This window comes from Draconibacterium sediminis (genome assembly GCF_000949475.1).
In the GTDB taxonomy this organism is placed as follows: Bacteria; Bacteroidota; Bacteroidia; order Bacteroidales; family Prolixibacteraceae; genus Draconibacterium; species Draconibacterium sediminis.
This window is the reverse complement of sequence record NZ_JRHC01000001.1, coordinates 121,220-137,187: the sequence shown is the minus strand read 5'-3', so window position 1 is coordinate 137,187 and position 15,968 is coordinate 121,220. Positions and strand designations below refer to the sequence as shown.

The window sequence follows — 15,968 nt, the reverse complement described above, 5'->3', positions numbered from 1 at the left end:
ATGGCATGATACTAAAAAAGTTAAAGTCGAACAGTTCTGTAAGTTTGTTCCTGGTGCCTTTGGTCACAATTGCACTGTGGATAAAGAGCCTGCAGCACCCGTTTGCTTATAACTATTTCCCGGGCGAAGATCAAAACATCCTTTTTAATTTGATTTACCGGCTGGTTCACGACAAGCCACTGGTGCAGGTTATTATCGGAATTGTTATGGTTATATTGCTGGCCTACACCATGCAATTGGTAAACGACCGGTTCATGTTTATCCGAATAAAAAGTAAGCTGCCTGCCTTGCTGTTTGTGGTTATTGTTGGTGGTTTTGTGCCCATGCACACTTTGCATCCGGTATATTTTGGGGCTTTATTTATGCTGCTTGCCGTTTACCGGCTGTTTGGCATTTTTGATACGAAAAAAGCCTATTCTTCCACTTTCGATGTAGGATTTTTGTTGGGAGTAGGCGCGCTTTTTTACCTCGATGTTGCAGTGCTGATTCCTGCGTTTATTGTGGGTATAGCCTTGTTGGGCCGCGAAGTCGGGTGGCGCGAATTTACCACCTTGATCCTGGGGTTCTTTCTTCCTTTTGCTTTTTCTGCTGCCTATGCCGTGTTAACCGACAGCTGGCTGGAGGTGCTGAATATTATGAAAGAAAGTATCGTCACACCGGTTAATCATTTCCGTTCAAATATTCCCTTGCAGGTTTACCTGGTAGCGCTAATATTATATACTATTGCCGGAAGTATTGGAATGTTTGGACAATACGATACCAAAAAGATCAGCTCGCGAAAGTACTTCACAGTATTTTTCTGGATTTTTATTTTTTCGCTGGCCGGATTTGCGTTAAACCCGGTAACCTCGCAGGAAATGCTGGTTATTACCGCAATTCCCGTTACTTACCTTATTGCTAACTATTTTGTGTTTATGAAAAGCCGCTTCTGGAGCGAGTTGCTTTTTATCCTTTTAGTGCTTATTGTTGTTTCCATGCAGTTTTCTTTCGATTTTTTCCAATGAACAGGAACAAGCCAACTTTAGCGATTTATGGTATTCAGGATCGGTTTGATTATGAACACCCGTTTTATGTGCACGACCATAATGTGGCCTTCATGCAAAACGGAAAAGTGGAGTGGTTCCTGCAGCAGGAAAGGATTTCGCGCCGCAAACGAGACAATTCGCTTCATATTCATCTGAAATCGATTTTAAAAGAAAAGAAACTACTGGGCAAAGATTACGACCTTGTTTTTGTTGATAATGTGGTGGGGCGCACCTTTTTGCTGCAAAGTGGCGAAGTGCGTTTTGAAGCGCCGTTAAACCACGAATTAGCCACCGGTTTGGAAAAAGGAAAATGCTGGTGGTTTGGCGAAGAAAAGGAAGCCTGGGTATTGAACCACGAGTTGGCGCATATGTTTTCGTGCCTGCCTTTTTTTTGCAACATGCACGATAACAGCCTGCTGGTTCACTTTGATGGTGGCGCCAGTTTAAGCAATTTTTCAGCAGCGGTATTTAAAAATGGCCAATTGGAGTGGCTCGAATACCACTGGGATTTAAAACCCTACTCAACGCTGTTTAATGCCAACGCGCTGGTGTTTGCAATAATCGGTGCAAAACTGCCCGAACAAAATGCCGTTCCCGGAAAATTTATGGGATTTTCAGGCCTTGGAAACTACCGCCCCGAGTTGGGCGACTGGCTGAAAAGGAACCATTTCTTCCAGGATATTTGGGGAAAAACATCGGTTTTTTTCGAGGCTGAAAAAAAGGACTGGGGAGTCGATCTGAAATCGTTTAATCAGAAAGATCCCTTTATTCAGGATGTAGCTGCAACGCTGCAGGAACTTTTTGTTCAGGAAATACTGAATAAGCTGCAAATGTTGCAGCAAAAAACCGGAACTGAAAATTTGTACTTTACCGGCGGGTCGGCTTTGAATATTGTAGCCAATACGCGCATCGTAAACAGCAAAATGTTTCAGCAGGTTTTTATCCCTCCGTGTACCGAAGACTCAGGGTTAGCTTTGGGAGCTGCTGCTTTTGCCGAGTGGAAAAAACACGGGAACGTTGAACTTAATTCAGCCTATTTAAACAATTGGGGAATTGAAAATTATAAAGCCGGTTTTTCACAGGAAACTATAAATGAAGTGGCCGAACAACTGGCTGCTAAAAAGCTGATTGGCATTTGCAATAACTTTGGCGAAGCCGGACCGCGTGCTTTGGGAAACCGCAGTGTTTTAGCGTTTGCCGGCTCGAAAGAACTGTCGAAAAAACTAAGCATGGAGAAAAAGGGCCGCGAATGGTACCGTCCGCTGGCACCGGTGGCTTTGGAACAAAACGTAAAGTACTTTACCGGCCAACCGGAGGTTCATCAGTTGGCGAAATTTATGTTGCTCGATTTTTCTGTTCTTCCCAAAAAACAACAGGAAATAGCCGGCGCAATTCATGCCGACGGAACTGCACGTTTTCAATCCATTTCCAAAGAATCGGAGAACCCGTTTTTGTTTGCCTTGCTTAAGCAGCTGGATGAAAAGCATGGAATAAAAGCATTGATAAATACCTCGTTTAACGCAGGTGGCGAACCCATCGTTCATACCGAAGAGGATGCACTGCAATCGGCAAAAAAAATGCAACTCGACGGCGTGGTGTTAAATGGAAAGTTTGTTCTGCTTTAACTATTTTTGCAGAACTTTGTTAAAAGGATTCAAATGGCAATTATTTTAAATATCGAAACATCAACCGAAGTTTGTTCGGTTACGCTGGCAGAAAACGGTAAAACACTTTACCAAAAAGAAAGCACTGAGGGATTAAATCACTCGAAGTTGCTTACCGTTTTTATTGAGGAGCTTTTTAGCGAGAACAATTTCGATATCCATAATATTGATGCAGTGGCTGTAAGTAAAGGGCCTGGTTCGTACACCGGTTTGCGCATTGGCGTATCGGTGGCAAAAGGCTTGTGTTACGGATTAGGTAAACCGCTTATTGGTATTGGCTCGATTGAAGCAATGGGGCATTACGTAGCCGAAAATGCCGGCGAATATTACAAGGCAGCTGATGGTGAAGAGCTGTTATTTTGCCCGATGATTGATGCCCGCCGTATGGAAGTGTACACTGCTCTTTTCGAAAAAGGAGGAAAGGCAATAAACGAAGTGACTGCTGAAATTATTGATGAAAACTCTTTTGCCGAGCATCTTCAAACAAAAAAAATATTGTTTTTTGGAAATGGCGCCGAAAAATGCCGCGAAAAATTAACGCACGTAAACGCTTTGTTTACCGGGCCCGACAAAACAACGGCACGATTTATGCAAAATCTGGCAGAAATTAAGTACAACAAAAATGAATTTGAAGACGTTGCTTATTTCGAGCCTTTTTATTTAAAGGATTTTGTAGCAACCATTCCAAAAAACAAAGTAATAAAATGAACAAGTTTCTCTCCATACTTATCGTTTTCTTTCTGGCAGCTCAAACAACCGTTGCCGAGGATATTTCGTTAAAATTTTACCTGAAATTTAGTTTCGTAAAAGGTGGCGAAGCCGAGATGACCATCAGTGATACGGTTTTTAACGACCGGCCCGCCATTCATTACCACGTTATGGGCAAAACAACGGGTTTGGCCAATAAACTATATGGTGTTTATGATATTTACGAAACGTATGTTGATGCCGAAACGCGCCTTCCTGTAAAAACCATTCGGAATGTAAAAGAAGGAAACTACCGCCGTTATACAGAGACGTTTTTTTACCACGATGTTGATTCAATAAACAGCAGCCGCAGTGGGTGGCGTGCCGTTCCCGATGATCTGCTCGATCTGGTTTCGGTATTTTTTTATTTCGTGCACAAAAATCCGTTTGAGAATCTTCAGCCCGGCGATGCAGTTATTTATCCCACAATTAATGCTGATAAAATATCGGATATATCGATACAATATTTGCGCGATGAAAAGATTAAGACAGATGTTGGAGAAGTGGATTGCCACGTGCTGACACCGACCGTTCGGAAGGGGAAAGTACTTGAAAAGTCGGACGGAGTGCGGTTTTATCTGGCAAAAAAAGACAAGGTACCGGTTTACATCGAGTTCGACATGCAGGTAGGTTCGCTTAAAACCGTTATAAAACATTATAAAATTAATGGCGTAGAACAAAGTTTAAAGTAGATTTTCGGCTTTTGAGTAAAAGCATTTAGAAATGCTTGATTTTTAACGGATTTAATTATTTTTGCACCGCATATAAAAAGAAATTAATTTATCATGGCTTCTACAGCAGATTTTAAAAATGGAATGTGCTTTTTGTTTAAAGGTGAAATTTACACCATTGTATCATTCCTTCACGTAAAACCGGGTAAAGGTCCCGCTTTTGTACGTACAAAACTAAAAAATGTAAAAACCGGAAGGGTAATTGAAAATACATTTAATTCAGGTGTTAAGGTTGATGATGTTCGTGTTGAGCGTCGTCAATACCAGTTTCTGTATCGCGATGAGATGGGATTAAATGTAATGAACACTGAAACTTACGAGCAGATTTCCATTCCTGATTCGATGGTTGAAAACAACGACCTGATGAAAGAAGGACAAATCATTGAAATTCAGTTTCATGCCGAAGAAGAATTGCCTTTAACAGCAGAAATGCCCGACAAAGTTGAGTTAACAGTAACCCAAACAATTGTAGGTGAAAAAGGTAACACAGCCAGCTCAACAGCTTTGAAACCGGCAACCGTTGAAACAGGTGCTGAAGTTATGGTGCCAATGTTTATTAACGAAGGCGACGTAATTCGCGTAAGCACTGCCGACCGTTCATACAGCGAACGTGTAAAACAGTAAACATATTTACGCTAAATAGATAAGCGGGCTCTGGTTTTCCAGGGCCCGCTTTTTTGTTTTAAACCACAAGCCGGGCGACAACTTTATGCCAGTTTAACTCGTATAACAAAAGCTACATGGCAAAGGCTTTGTAGGCAATTTTTTTCATAGTAAACCCTGTTTGCTTAGGGGAGGGTGTTCCGGCCCGGTAGAGGCCGGAATACTTTTAATATTACTTGTTTGGTCATGCTTCAAGCGCCAGTACAGGATCTTTGTTCTACCACCTTTTTATACCGATCAGCCAGCCTTCCAACTCAGGTTATGTTTCAACACCTTAACAAGCTGTAGGTTTTGTAAGCGATAATCTTAATACGTACTGAAACTACTGATTCATCCCGCTGAATCTTTTATTCATCGCTTCAGTTATGATTTAATTAAACCTTCTGATATTTTGGCCATCTAACTGCTTGTTCATTTATAGCTGATATAAATGTGCAAAAGATAAACCGCAACAAAATATTTTAAAATAAACAGGAAGTAAGTGAAGAGCTTCCTAGCTAAAAAAACCAAATGAACCGAACTAAGACTTACGGATTAGGCGGATTGCTTATTCTTTTATTGGGGATGATCTCGATTTTCGAGGGAAGTGCACAAGATCGATTTGAACTATCACTAATTTCACGAACAAAGGGAAAACGTATTCCGGAGAAGACACTGGAAATTACAAAAACCGATGCGGATATTACCATTGACGGGATACTTGATGAAGCGGTGTGGCAAACAGCCGACAAAGCAAAGGATTTTCACAGGCAGTACCCGATCGACGATACAACCGCATTTTCAAAAACCGAAGCCAGTATACTTTACGATGATAACAACCTGTATGTGGGAGTAACCTGTTTTGATGAGTTGCCGGGAAACTACGTTGTTGAATCGTTGAGAAGGGATTACAGTGAACGAAACAACGACTATTTAATGTTGGTTATCGATCCTTTCGACGACCTCACAAATGGTTATGCATTTACCATTACACCTTTGGGGGTGCAAATGGAAGGTGTAGTTACCGGTGGCGGCGGTGGTTTTATGGCTGTTTCCGATTCGTGGGATAACGTGTGGTATTCGAAAACAAAAAAAACGGATGAGGGATGGACTGCAGAAATAAAAATTCCGTTTAAATCGATTCGGTACGCTGATGATATCAGCAACTGGAATATACAGTTTGTAAGAAATGATTTGAAAAGAAACGAACGCTCTACCTGGACCACTGTTAAAAGGCAATACCAGCCAACATCATTAACGTATTCAGGAGAGCTGAAATGGGATGGTACACCGCCTGAAGCCAGCTCCAACATTAGTATTATTCCTTATGTTTCGGGTTCTGCCACTCAGAAAGATCTTTCGGTAAATAACAATATTGGCTGGGACTGGAATGCGGGTTTCGACGGGAAAGTGGCCTTGTCAACTTCTTTAAATCTCGACCTGACTTTAAATCCCGATTTTTCAACGGTTGAAGTCGACCGTCAGCAAACTAATGTTACCCGTTTCGAGCTGTTTTATCCCGAGCGGCGCCAGTTTTTTATCGAAAACAGCGACCTTTTCAGCGATTTTGGGTTCCGGCAGTCGCAGGTGTTTTTCTCGCGCCGTATTGGTTTATCGTCGCCCATGATTTTTGGAGCACGTTTAAGCGGACAGGTAGGAGAGGGCATGCGTGTGGGCCTGTTAAATGCCCAAACCAAACACCAGATAAATGATGGTTTTGATGATACACCGGCTTATAATTATACCGTTGCGACGTTTAAAAAACAGCTTTTCGGCCGATCGAACATTTCCGGTATTGTGGCCATGAAACAGGGCATTAACTTCTCAAAAGACCAGGATGACGGATTTGATTTCGGAGATCAAAATGAATACAACCGCGTATATGGTTTGCAATACAACCTCTTGTCGGCCGACGATAAATGGGATGGCAGTTTCTACTATTTTAATTCTGATGATCCTGTTCATACCTCAAAACACTGGGCGCACGGAACAAGTGTTCGGTACAATACCCGAAAAATTATGGCATTTTGGACGCATGAATATGTGGCCGAAAACTTTAATGCCGAAATGGGCTTCTTTCCGCGTACCGGCTACTTTACCTTTGGCCCGTATGTGCGCTACAGTTTTTATCCCGAAAGCCAAACAATTAGCACACATGGCCCAACTTTTCGGGCGGATTACTTCCTCGACACAAATTGGGAATTTACCGACAAAGAAATGGAAACGGGTTACAGAATAAACTTTTTAAATTCAAGCCGTTTAGATGTTGAGTGGCAAAATATTTATGTAAAATTGTTTGATGATTTTGATCCGACAAGGCAGTTTAAAGAGGGCACGGAACCTTTGCCATCGGGATCGGAATATACCTGGAATGCAATAAATACCAGTTATTCTTCAAATAGCAGAAAGGATTTTTCATTTGATATCCGCGCAGGATACGGAGGTTTTTACAATGGAAATGCCACAAATGTATCGGGAACTTTTCGATATCGGATTAAGCCCATTTTTAGTTTGGCAATGAATTACACCTACAACAAAATCGATTTGCCTGATCCCTACCCAAGTGGAGCGTTTTGGCTGGTAGGGCCACGAATTGACCTGACATTCACCGAGAAAATATTCTGGACTAATTTTATTCAGTATAACGAACAGGCCGATAATGTTAACATCAACTCGAGGTTACAGTGGAGGTTTGCTCCCGTTTCTGATTTATTCCTTGTTTACACCGAGAACTTTTTGCCCGATGGAATGGTTTCTAAGAACAGGGGACTGATTTTAAAAATGTCGTACTGGATTAATCTTTAACAAAAAGCATACTTCCATGAAGAATAAACAATCATCGCGTTTCGCCGGGCTTACACTATTTGTTTCGGCGGTTGTTTTTTGTACCGTATTTGTATTCGCAACGACGCCGGCAAAGGCTGCTGATCAGGTATATGTGGTGGTTGAATATTTTAATGTGAAACCCGATGGTCACCTGAAATATCTCGAGGCGGAGCAAAAAATATGGAAACCCATGCACCAGGAAAGAATAAAACAAGGGATAATTGTTAGCTGGAATTTATATGCGGTTGAATTTACAGGGTCGGCAGATAGTTACAACTATGTGGCAATTACCACTTATAATAATCCGAAAACACTGGAAAATCCCTGGAATGCTGAAATTCCGGCAAAGGTTCATCCTAATATGGGTTTAAGCGAAATACTTGATCGCACCAACAAGGCCCGCGAAATTGTTCGGTCGGAGTTGTATCAGGGCGTGGCGGCCATTCCGTCCATTCCTTTTGCAGATCCGGCGAATTACATTCAGGTGAATTATATGAAAGTAGAGCCGGGAAAAGGTTCGGAATACGAGGCGCTGGAGAAGGATGTTTGGATGCCGATTCACGAGGAGTCGATACGATCGGGGAGAACTGTTGGCTGGGGACTTTGGGAGGCGCTGTTTCCGCGTGGTGCCGGCCGGCCATACCAATATGTTACAATGAATACTTTTTCGGATTACTCCTATGCCTTAGAGCTTAGTTTTGCCGAATCGTTTAAAGCGATACATCCTGAACAGGATTTTAACGAAATAATGAAAAAAACAAATGAAGCTCGCGTCATCGAGCGTATTGAATTGTGGAATTTAATTGATTATGTGGTAAAATAGGAATTGTTGTTATTTGCCCAATTTTAGTATTCGTATCGCCCCTCTAACAACAATCAGAAATACGATTGAACCGATAATTAAATCGGGATATTTCGATTGTGTTACCAAAACCAGTATACCGGCTAAAATCACACCGCTATTAATAATCACATCGTTCGAGGTAAAAATCATACTGGCTTTCATATGAGCCTCTTTACTTTTCGATTTTTGAAGAAGCCATAAACAAATGGCGTTGGCAATCAGTGCCAGAATTGAAATGCCGATCATCATGCGGTAATCGGGCATGGCTTCCGACTGAATAAAGCGCCTCACTACTTCAATAATACCCAGCAGTGCAAGTGAAAGCTGAAAGTAACCGCTTAGGCGTGCAACCTTCTTTTTTCGAAGAACTGTTGAACCAACGGCCCAAAGGCTGAGCCCGTATACAAACGAATCGGCAAGCATATCCAGCGAATCGGCTACCAGTCCCATTGATCGGGAGATGAGTCCGGTTGTCATTTCAATAACAAAAAAGCCAAAATTGATTAAAAGTACTGACCAAAGTAGTTTCGACTGCACCTCTGAACTTTCCGGAGCAAAATCGTTTTCATCCACCGCGTGGCTGGCCGATAGTTTTGCGCCAAAATTCAGTGATTCCAACCGCGAGAGAATTTCCTCATTTTCTTCGGAGTGAAAAACGGTAAGGTTGCGGTTTTCAATGTCAAACTCCAGTTTTTTTATGGCTTGAATTCCATCCAGTTTCATCCGAATCATATTCTCTTCGGAAGGACAGTCCATTTTTGCAATATGGTATTCTGATTTAATCATGACGCGTTGAACAGTTTTTCGTTTCGTTTACCTATGAAACAAATTAAAGTGTAATTGTTCAAACAGGGGCGTATTTCAATAAAATTTTGGGCATAAAAAAAGCCAGAAGAAAAATTCCTCTGGCTTATCTAAGTAGCGGGAGCAGCGCTACTTTTAATTTACAATTATAAATAGTTAAATTGCTTTTAACCCCTTAAAAACGCAGATTATAGAGGTATTTTCTATAATTGTTTTACAACGATGTAAAGCTAGTTCATAAAAATGTAAATGATTTGTGTCTCGTTTGTGTCCAATTATTGTATCTTTGAATGACAGATAATCAGGTTACTATAGTGAATTGTCTCTATATCTTCAAGCTAAATTAATTGAAGACACGCGGGACACAATAAAATATTATCATGCCAAACTATAGTTTTGTTTTGCGGAAACCCTATAAAAAGGGCGTTTCTGAAGAGTTGAAGAAAAGAAGGCAGTTAGGTAAAAACATTTCATCATTACTTAATCAAGATCAAACGCCGGTTTTACTCTTTATTAGTTTCGATAGGGAACACCGATTTAAATGTAAAACTGGCATGCAAGTTTTTCCAGCACATTGGGATTTTGTCAAACAAAGAAAGAAACAACAGGCACCGGGAGCTCAGAAATTCAATAAATCGCTAAACCGGTTATTGGAGAAGAGCCAGGAGTACTATAGTACTATTATGGAGGAGGCGGAGCTCAAACAGCCTTCTTATGATGAAATCAAAAATAAGCTTCAGGATTTTATATTTGATTTTCAGAATCCAAGGTTAAAAGAAGAGAATGGATTTTTCGATGTTTATAAAGAATTTATTCGGAGAAAGACGGCTGAGCTCCATCCGCGAACAATCCAAAAATTTAATACTGCGAAAACTGTATTAAACAAGTTCACTGATAAATACTATCGAAGATTTGATTTTGATAAGATTGATGTGAACTTCATTGATTCATATCGTCACTATCTGTTATATGAAGCAGAGAATCAGAAGTCAGAAGAGGATGGATATCGCGATGATACGGTATCAAAATTCATAGAGAATTTAAAGAATTTTCTTCGTTGGAGTTTCGAACGAGGATATCATTCGAATACAATATTTCAACATTCAGAGTTTAGAAGCAAACGTGATTCGAATGTAGATATCGTAACGCTTAGCATCCAAGAATTGAAACAGTTCTATGATCACGACTTTGGAAAGGATAATCACCTGGACCGTGCTCGGGATTTATTTTGTTTTGGAGCCTTTACTGGCCAGCGTTGGAGTGATGTTGCAGGCTTTAAAAAGGAACAAATTATGGGGGATGCCTGGATTTTTCAAGCTTATAAAACAAAGAAAGAAACAGTTATTCCACTAGTCGGATATGCCGCACCGGCATTGGATGTACTTAAAAAGTATAAATATAAACTTCCAGAAATAAGTAATCAGAAACTAAATGACAACCTGAAGGTAGCAGCTGAAAAGGCCAAGTTAAAGAGGGTTGTAAAAATTACCAGAAAACAAGGTGTGAAATCGATTGTAATTGAGGAACCAATTCATCGGATAATTTCAACACATATGGCCCGGCGTACAGCTGTTTCTATATTGTTGAATATCTATAAAATGCCAGTACCTCAGGTAATGGAAATAACCGGACATAGCGATTTTAAAACTTTAAAAAGGTACATCGACGATGATAAGGACGCTTTAAGAAATAATCTTGCCCAAACCAAAAGCGTTAATCAAATTATGGAGGTTGTTAAGTCTGCCTGAACAATAATGGTAATACTTGAGCAAAGTTAATAACCCTATTCATAACTCAATTTGCATTGATGTAAACTAAGCATTACTTTTGAGATACAAGTAAAGCCTATCTCACGTTCGCGTGGGACGGGCTTTTTTTATGCATTTTTTTAAGATTTGAAATATGAGGTTAGAAGAATTAGTTAAAAAAAACACACCGGGAGTAGGAGCTAATGTACAGCTCTTTGTAACACCGGAAAGCTTAAATGATTTTGCTCAAAGTGTGGCAACAATGACGGCTAAGGAAATTATTGTGGGCTTAAAAATCAATGAAAAGCCTTTGAGCGAAAAGGAAGCTAGCAAAAGATACAATAAGTCACGTGTGTCTTTCTCGAAGTATCGGAAACAAGGAAAGATCAGACACCACAGACTTGGTCGTGAGATAATCTATTATGATTCTGAGCTGCGTGAGGATCTGGCTAATTTCTAAACTACGTAACGGCTTCTGTTATAGTCATGAGTAAAAGAATAAACTATTAACGAAGCATTTTATATGGAAGATGAAAAAGCTAAAAGCACAGAGGAATATACTTTGCTGCTATGTCTCGATTCAGGTGAATTAGAGATCGTGAAACTCGAAGATTTACCTCGTAACTGGCCGTTGGGACAATACTGCAGTCGGCGTACCGGCACAAAATCCGAAATGGAAAATCTTCGCCGGATTCTTATTCATAACAATCTTAAAACCTTAATGAAGCATGGGTGATCAGAATACATATCGCCCAGGGCTTAATTACATTGAATTGGCAAATCAGTTTTGGAGGCTTAACGAAGAGTATATGTTCTCTGGCAATGAAACCAGATTATATTTTTTTCTAGTCCATCTGTGTAATACTTACAATTGGCAAAATCCTTTTAAACAAAGTCAACGCCAACTCAGTGGGAAGGCGGGACTTAGTGTGAATTCTGTTAAAAGTGCACAAAAAAGGTTGATCGAGGCTGGTCTTATTCAAGTTAAGCAAGGCACTTCGGGTAATCCAAGAGATATAAAAAATAAAACAGAGTATCAATTATTGATAGTGTCAAAATATAATAGTCATCCTGATGGTCACTTGGATAGTCAGTCTGATAGTGACCCTGATACAATAATTAAACCTAAACCTAAACCCAAACTTAAAAAGAAGAAAGAACTACTTATCGAGGTTGATGAATCAATCCTCGATACTCAATCTAAGGAGTATTTAAAAATTGCTTTAGCCTTTCACAAATTAATCAGAGACAATCTTGTCCGATTTAACTTGAGCACCAAACATGTTGATCAGGCAAAATATGATGACTGGACTAAGCCCATTAAAATGTTGGTTGAAAAGGATCAAAAATCTGAAGATGATATAAGGGAGGTGTGGCATGTTCTTGAGCAAGATCCATTCTATCAACAGAATGTACAAAAAACTGAAAAATTAAGAGTTAAACAGAATTCAACCGGACAAAGCTGGTTTGATTCAATGCTATACAAATCACGAAATGGAAACAAGAAAAGAACTAGCAATTCGAGGGGCGCTGAAACAGCGAGAACAGTCGAAAACATTATTGCCAGAATTGAGCAAACGCAAAGTTGAACTACAAAAGGTTTGTTCCACTGGAAAGGATTTTTTGAAGCAATTTAATTTCGATTATTGTGCTGACAGGTATCGAATACTTAATACCCAGAAAGCAGCTCTCGTTTCTAAGATGATTAATCTGCGAGAATTAACAAATGTGTATAACCAAGAAACTCCAAGATTACTATTGAGTTTGTGGCTAACTCAACTTTGTTTATTCATGGGTTTCGAAGCAATAGAAATTCAGCTTAGGCAAACTTCAGAGTACATGTATGAAGAGATTGGAATGTTGAATCTAGCTGAACTGACTTTACTGTTTCATCGTATTCGTGAGGGATTTTACGGAGAGTTCTATGGAAAATTCAATCCGCAAATAGTTCTACGGGCATGTAGAGAATATCGGAAAGAACGAGGATGTATTATTTCGAAGATGTCTACTAACCAGCAAAATGAAATTTTAAATACTCTTTACTCCAAATGAATGACTTCATAAATATCGATGGTAAAAGACTCCGACTTGCCAAGAGGGAGAACGGTCATACAATGGCCTACTGTGATGATTTATTCCGATTGGTTGGTTTGGAAGGTTTATGTAGATGGGAAAACACAGATAGGTTTTATCATTTATTAGGAATTGATTCAACATGGGCGATTAAGTTCTCTTCTTATGAGTGCGACCTCAGGCGAGAGTTAGTTTGCCAAAAGCTAAAGCGATATTTTATAATTGATTGTGGAATAAGAATGACTCGAACTTTCAACATCGATCTTCAAGAAAATGATTTTGAGATTACCCGATATTATTTGGAGCTGCTAGATGATACCTGGTATACCCGAGCAGATGTATTGGAAATGCTAATAGATGAAGGATTTAATGTAACACTAAATAATTTTTGAAATGGAAAAAGAAACCATCTGGAAAGACGAAAAAGCAATTAGCGATAAGATCAAGGAGTCTGAGCAAGTTTTGCCTGCAGCAAACAAGGCACTGCAATTTATCAAAGACGAAGGGATATCTCCCACGCCGGAACACTTAAAAGGGTTTATAACAGGAGGTGGAGATTACATCATTGGCGCACTGGGCAGTATTGCCCGAAAGGACATTGAGAAAATGAACCTTAAGCTCGATAAGTTGAAGCAGTCTTTCCTTCAGGATGCTACGGCAATTAATCAAAAAAGAGCTTCAGAAACTCACGCTGAGTTATATCGGGCCATGAATACCGCGAAGGTGAAAGCTGATGACCTGGAAGTATCTGCAGGCAAAGCTGGACTAAAGAAGTCATTCGTCGAATCGATTGAGGAACAATTCACTGTTGTTCTGAATACACAGGCACGAAAAAACATGTGGGAGGCGATTCAGAACTTCGTTCACGCATTTAACGAAATGGAGGATATCGCTGAGAAGTCCGGCATTTTATCGCTCCAAGATACAATCGATGTTAACGAAGCATTCATCCTGAAAATGCAGAAAAAGGGCAATTATGCCCGAGCTGAACCAGATCCTAGCTTCTTCCTCTGCTTCCAGGGAATTGGTAGACTTGGCTCTAGAGAAATTGATAAACAGAAATAATCACTTAAAATTTAAAAATCATGGCAAAAGACAAAACAGTATTGGAAATTCTTAAAGAATTAAAGAATACCGGCTACAATGATATTAGCTGGGCAATGAAATATTATTCAGAAGGACAGCCTGAAGGGTTAACAGTTTCGCAGTGGGTAAAATCTCTTGAATTAAAAGAAGAAGAATACAAAAAAATATATGATTGGGAAGCTGACACACACGGGACAGTTGATTTGGGTACCGACTAAATAAGATATTCAGTTCTTTTTAATGGGGTTGGGGCCATTGGTCCCTTCCTCTTTTACTTAACAGATCACTTAACACTACAGAAAACTTAACAATCATGGCAGTATCACAAAAAATTAAAGATCACGCTAAAACTCTTTATTTATCAAGGGATAAAGAAGGTAAGCGGATGTATTCATTAAGGGATATATCGAAAGAAATTGAACAGGATTTTAACAAAAAATATTCTCATGTTACGATTGGTAATTGGGCGAAGGATGGCTCATGGGATGTTATTCTGCAAAAAGCTGTTCAGTATGGAATACAGCAAACCTCTGAAAGTACTTTAACGACCGAAGAGCAAATCATCGATAAGGCTGCAGATGACCTGGCAGAAGTTTACAAGTATGGAATGTTGCTGTGTCAGATAGGTACCGATGTTATTCAGAGGGCATATCGACCCGATAAAGAGCCGCATAAGCATATATCGGTAAAAGAGGGAATGATGGCAGTAAGAACCGGCGCTGTGATAATGGCAAGACTTAATTCAATGTTGATACCGGAAGATGATGATTTCGACTATGGAGTGGTTTATATCCCGGACAATGGTAGGGATAGATATTTAGACAAACCGTGAAATAAAAAGACAGAAAACAATAATCGAAAAAAGGTTCAGAATGGGACGGGTAAACATAAACATGAAAGGATGAAGTGTGAGTCTTCTGAAATCCTTTGTTTATAGGTGGTTCAGTTTTGATTTTCATATAATAAATTATAAGACATGGCAGCAACGAGCAAAAATACAGCAAAGAAAATTCTCATAACGCCGGAAATTTTCACACGGAAAGTAAATGAGCTGATCGGTAAAAGTTTGAAGAGTGTTCTCTTCCAGTATCAGATATCCTTCAAAATTGAAAAGGATCCGGAAATGAAGAAAAAGCGACTTGCTGCCTGGGTGCAAACTCAAAAAGATATCGGGCAGGTTGAAGCTGTTTTGTCTATTGCTGCGAAACATGATATCGATAAGGTATTTGTAAAAACTGCCGAAGGGAAAATATTTGATTGTAGTCTGGTAAAGCCCCGGGAGCTGGGTGAGGATTCAGTCTCTAATCTATTAGTTGAACTTTCAAAAACGATGAAATGAAAGGTCGAATAGTCATACAAAATACTGCCAATGTAATCCGGGCGATTCAGAACCAGGTAGCCAAAGCCGATGATATGACTCTGCAGGTTTTGAAGTATGCTGGTGAGACGTTCGTTAAGAATGCCAGGCTAAACCGGGAGTTTAAGGATGACACTGGGAACCTGCAGTCATCTATCGGATATGTGATTGTAAAGGATAAGAAAATTGTATTTAAGGCGCTTCGCGGTATTGGGAAATCTCCAACAAAAGAAGGGCAGGAGGCGGCTGAGCGCTTAGCAAAAGAAATAATGATCAACCTTCCTACAGGCTGGGCCTTAATCGGTGTTGCGGGCATGGAGTATGGAATCTATGTCGAAGCCCGGGGAATAGATGTAATAACAGGTTCGGTACCGGAAACCCGGAAGCTTTTGAAAGAAGTATTCAAAGAATTGAAGTAATA

At 40.0% G+C, this 15,968-nt stretch carries 18 protein-coding genes; 17 read left to right on the top strand and 1 reads right to left on the bottom strand.

The window, feature by feature from the left end; translation table 11 throughout:
• The first annotated feature begins 5 nt into the window (after nt 1-5).
• The 7 genes from LH29_RS00590 to LH29_RS00560 all read left to right on the top strand — a co-directional run bounded on the left by LH29_RS00590 (nt 6) and on the right by LH29_RS00560 (nt 8,458).
• Entirely contained in the window at nt 6-1,004 is a 999-nt protein-coding gene (locus LH29_RS00590; protein ID WP_045025636.1) for a DUF6427 family protein, read from the top strand.
• Nucleotides 1,001-2,650 carry a carbamoyltransferase C-terminal domain-containing protein gene (locus LH29_RS00585; protein WP_045025635.1) on the top strand — a complete coding sequence of 550 codons (1,650 nt, stop codon included), beginning with the start codon at nt 1,001-1,003 and terminating at the stop codon, nt 2,648-2,650. The genes LH29_RS00590 and LH29_RS00585 overlap by 4 nt, the downstream gene beginning before the upstream one ends.
• 33 nt (nt 2,651-2,683) lie before the next feature.
• Nucleotides 2,684-3,397, top strand: a complete 714-nt coding sequence (gene tsaB, locus LH29_RS00580) for a tRNA (adenosine(37)-N6)-threonylcarbamoyltransferase complex dimerization subunit type 1 TsaB (protein ID WP_045025634.1) — start codon at nt 2,684-2,686, stop codon at nt 3,395-3,397.
• Nucleotides 3,394-4,128, top strand: a complete 735-nt coding sequence (locus LH29_RS00575; RefSeq protein ID WP_045025633.1) for a DUF3108 domain-containing protein — start codon at nt 3,394-3,396, stop codon at nt 4,126-4,128. Before tsaB ends, LH29_RS00575 begins: the two co-directional genes overlap by 4 nt.
• 93 nt (nt 4,129-4,221) lie before the next feature.
• A complete protein-coding gene (gene efp, locus LH29_RS00570) occupies nt 4,222-4,791 on the top strand; it encodes an elongation factor P (RefSeq protein ID WP_045025632.1) in 570 nt (189 codons plus the stop codon).
• Between the two features lie 549 nt (nt 4,792-5,340).
• Nucleotides 5,341-7,614, top strand: a complete 2,274-nt coding sequence (locus LH29_RS00565) for a DUF5916 domain-containing protein (RefSeq protein WP_082063358.1) — start codon at nt 5,341-5,343, stop codon at nt 7,612-7,614.
• Between the two features lie 16 nt (nt 7,615-7,630).
• Entirely contained in the window at nt 7,631-8,458 is an 828-nt protein-coding gene (locus LH29_RS00560; RefSeq protein ID WP_045025631.1) for a hypothetical protein, read from the top strand.
• Between the two features lie 9 nt (nt 8,459-8,467).
• Here LH29_RS00560 and LH29_RS00555 read toward each other — a convergent pair whose 3' ends face one another.
• A complete protein-coding gene (locus tag LH29_RS00555; RefSeq protein WP_045025630.1) occupies nt 8,468-9,265 on the bottom strand; it encodes a cation transporter in 798 nt (265 codons plus the stop codon).
• 398 nt (nt 9,266-9,663) lie between these two features.
• Between LH29_RS00555 and LH29_RS00550 the strand changes: the two genes are divergently transcribed.
• The 10 genes from LH29_RS00550 to LH29_RS00500 all read left to right on the top strand — a co-directional run bounded on the left by LH29_RS00550 (nt 9,664) and on the right by LH29_RS00500 (nt 15,966).
• Nucleotides 9,664-11,031: a tyrosine-type recombinase/integrase gene (locus LH29_RS00550; RefSeq protein WP_045025629.1), complete on the top strand. Its 1,368-nt coding sequence runs from the start codon at nt 9,664-9,666 to the stop codon at nt 11,029-11,031.
• 154 nt (nt 11,032-11,185) lie between these two features.
• Nucleotides 11,186-11,491, top strand: coding sequence for a MerR family transcriptional regulator (locus LH29_RS00545; protein ID WP_045025628.1), 306 nt, complete (start codon nt 11,186-11,188; stop codon nt 11,489-11,491).
• 268 nt (nt 11,492-11,759) lie between these two features.
• Nucleotides 11,760-12,620 carry a helix-turn-helix domain-containing protein gene (locus LH29_RS23485; protein WP_052670479.1) on the top strand — a complete coding sequence of 287 codons (861 nt, stop codon included), beginning with the start codon at nt 11,760-11,762 and terminating at the stop codon, nt 12,618-12,620.
• Entirely contained in the window at nt 12,526-13,083 is a 558-nt protein-coding gene (locus LH29_RS00530) for a hypothetical protein (protein WP_157493516.1), read from the top strand. Before LH29_RS23485 ends, LH29_RS00530 begins: the two co-directional genes overlap by 95 nt.
• Nucleotides 13,080-13,496, top strand: a complete 417-nt coding sequence (locus tag LH29_RS00525) for a hypothetical protein (RefSeq protein ID WP_045025625.1) — start codon at nt 13,080-13,082, stop codon at nt 13,494-13,496. Before LH29_RS00530 ends, LH29_RS00525 begins: the two co-directional genes overlap by 4 nt.
• Before the next feature lies 1 nt (nt 13,497).
• Nucleotides 13,498-14,169, top strand: a complete 672-nt coding sequence (locus LH29_RS00520) for a hypothetical protein (protein WP_045025624.1) — start codon at nt 13,498-13,500, stop codon at nt 14,167-14,169.
• A gap of 20 nt (nt 14,170-14,189) precedes the next feature.
• Entirely contained in the window at nt 14,190-14,408 is a 219-nt protein-coding gene (locus LH29_RS00515) for a hypothetical protein (protein WP_045025623.1), read from the top strand.
• 95 nt (nt 14,409-14,503) lie between these two features.
• Nucleotides 14,504-15,022 carry a hypothetical protein gene (locus tag LH29_RS00510; protein WP_045025622.1) on the top strand — a complete coding sequence of 173 codons (519 nt, stop codon included), beginning with the start codon at nt 14,504-14,506 and terminating at the stop codon, nt 15,020-15,022.
• A gap of 144 nt (nt 15,023-15,166) precedes the next feature.
• Nucleotides 15,167-15,529 carry a hypothetical protein gene (locus LH29_RS24900; protein ID WP_045025621.1) on the top strand — a complete coding sequence of 121 codons (363 nt, stop codon included), beginning with the start codon at nt 15,167-15,169 and terminating at the stop codon, nt 15,527-15,529.
• Nucleotides 15,526-15,966: a hypothetical protein gene (locus LH29_RS00500; protein ID WP_045025620.1), complete on the top strand. Its 441-nt coding sequence runs from the start codon at nt 15,526-15,528 to the stop codon at nt 15,964-15,966. The genes LH29_RS24900 and LH29_RS00500 overlap by 4 nt, the downstream gene beginning before the upstream one ends.
• The last annotated feature ends 2 nt before the right edge of the window (nt 15,967-15,968 follow it).

Excerpts from the sequence above, each read along its gene's own strand:
- LH29_RS00565 (WP_082063358.1), top strand. The coding sequence starts at position 5,341 with ATGAACCGAACTAAGACTTACGGATTAGGCGGATTGCTTATTCTTTTA.
- LH29_RS00500 (WP_045025620.1), top strand. The coding sequence starts at position 15,526 with ATGAAAGGTCGAATAGTCATACAAAATACTGCCAATGTAATCCGGGCG.
- LH29_RS00560 (WP_045025631.1), top strand. The coding sequence starts at position 7,631 with ATGAAGAATAAACAATCATCGCGTTTCGCCGGGCTTACACTATTTGTT.
- LH29_RS00585 (WP_045025635.1), top strand. The coding sequence starts at position 1,001 with ATGAACAGGAACAAGCCAACTTTAGCGATTTATGGTATTCAGGATCGG.
- LH29_RS00530 (WP_157493516.1), top strand. The coding sequence starts at position 12,526 with ATGGAAACAAGAAAAGAACTAGCAATTCGAGGGGCGCTGAAACAGCGA.
- LH29_RS00550 (WP_045025629.1), top strand. The coding sequence starts at position 9,664 with ATGCCAAACTATAGTTTTGTTTTGCGGAAACCCTATAAAAAGGGCGTT.
- LH29_RS00545 (WP_045025628.1), top strand. The coding sequence starts at position 11,186 with ATGAGGTTAGAAGAATTAGTTAAAAAAAACACACCGGGAGTAGGAGCT.
- LH29_RS00575 (WP_045025633.1), top strand. The coding sequence starts at position 3,394 with ATGAACAAGTTTCTCTCCATACTTATCGTTTTCTTTCTGGCAGCTCAA.
- LH29_RS24900 (WP_045025621.1), top strand. The coding sequence starts at position 15,167 with ATGGCAGCAACGAGCAAAAATACAGCAAAGAAAATTCTCATAACGCCG.
- efp (WP_045025632.1), top strand. The coding sequence starts at position 4,222 with ATGGCTTCTACAGCAGATTTTAAAAATGGAATGTGCTTTTTGTTTAAA.
- LH29_RS00525 (WP_045025625.1), top strand. The coding sequence starts at position 13,080 with ATGAATGACTTCATAAATATCGATGGTAAAAGACTCCGACTTGCCAAG.
- tsaB (WP_045025634.1), top strand. The coding sequence starts at position 2,684 with ATGGCAATTATTTTAAATATCGAAACATCAACCGAAGTTTGTTCGGTT.
- LH29_RS00520 (WP_045025624.1), top strand. The coding sequence starts at position 13,498 with ATGGAAAAAGAAACCATCTGGAAAGACGAAAAAGCAATTAGCGATAAG.
- LH29_RS00515 (WP_045025623.1), top strand. The coding sequence starts at position 14,190 with ATGGCAAAAGACAAAACAGTATTGGAAATTCTTAAAGAATTAAAGAAT.
- LH29_RS00555 (WP_045025630.1), bottom strand. The coding sequence starts at position 9,265 with ATGATTAAATCAGAATACCATATTGCAAAAATGGACTGTCCTTCCGAA.
- LH29_RS00590 (WP_045025636.1), top strand. The coding sequence starts at position 6 with ATGATACTAAAAAAGTTAAAGTCGAACAGTTCTGTAAGTTTGTTCCTG.
- LH29_RS00510 (WP_045025622.1), top strand. The coding sequence starts at position 14,504 with ATGGCAGTATCACAAAAAATTAAAGATCACGCTAAAACTCTTTATTTA.
- LH29_RS23485 (WP_052670479.1), top strand. The coding sequence starts at position 11,760 with ATGGGTGATCAGAATACATATCGCCCAGGGCTTAATTACATTGAATTG.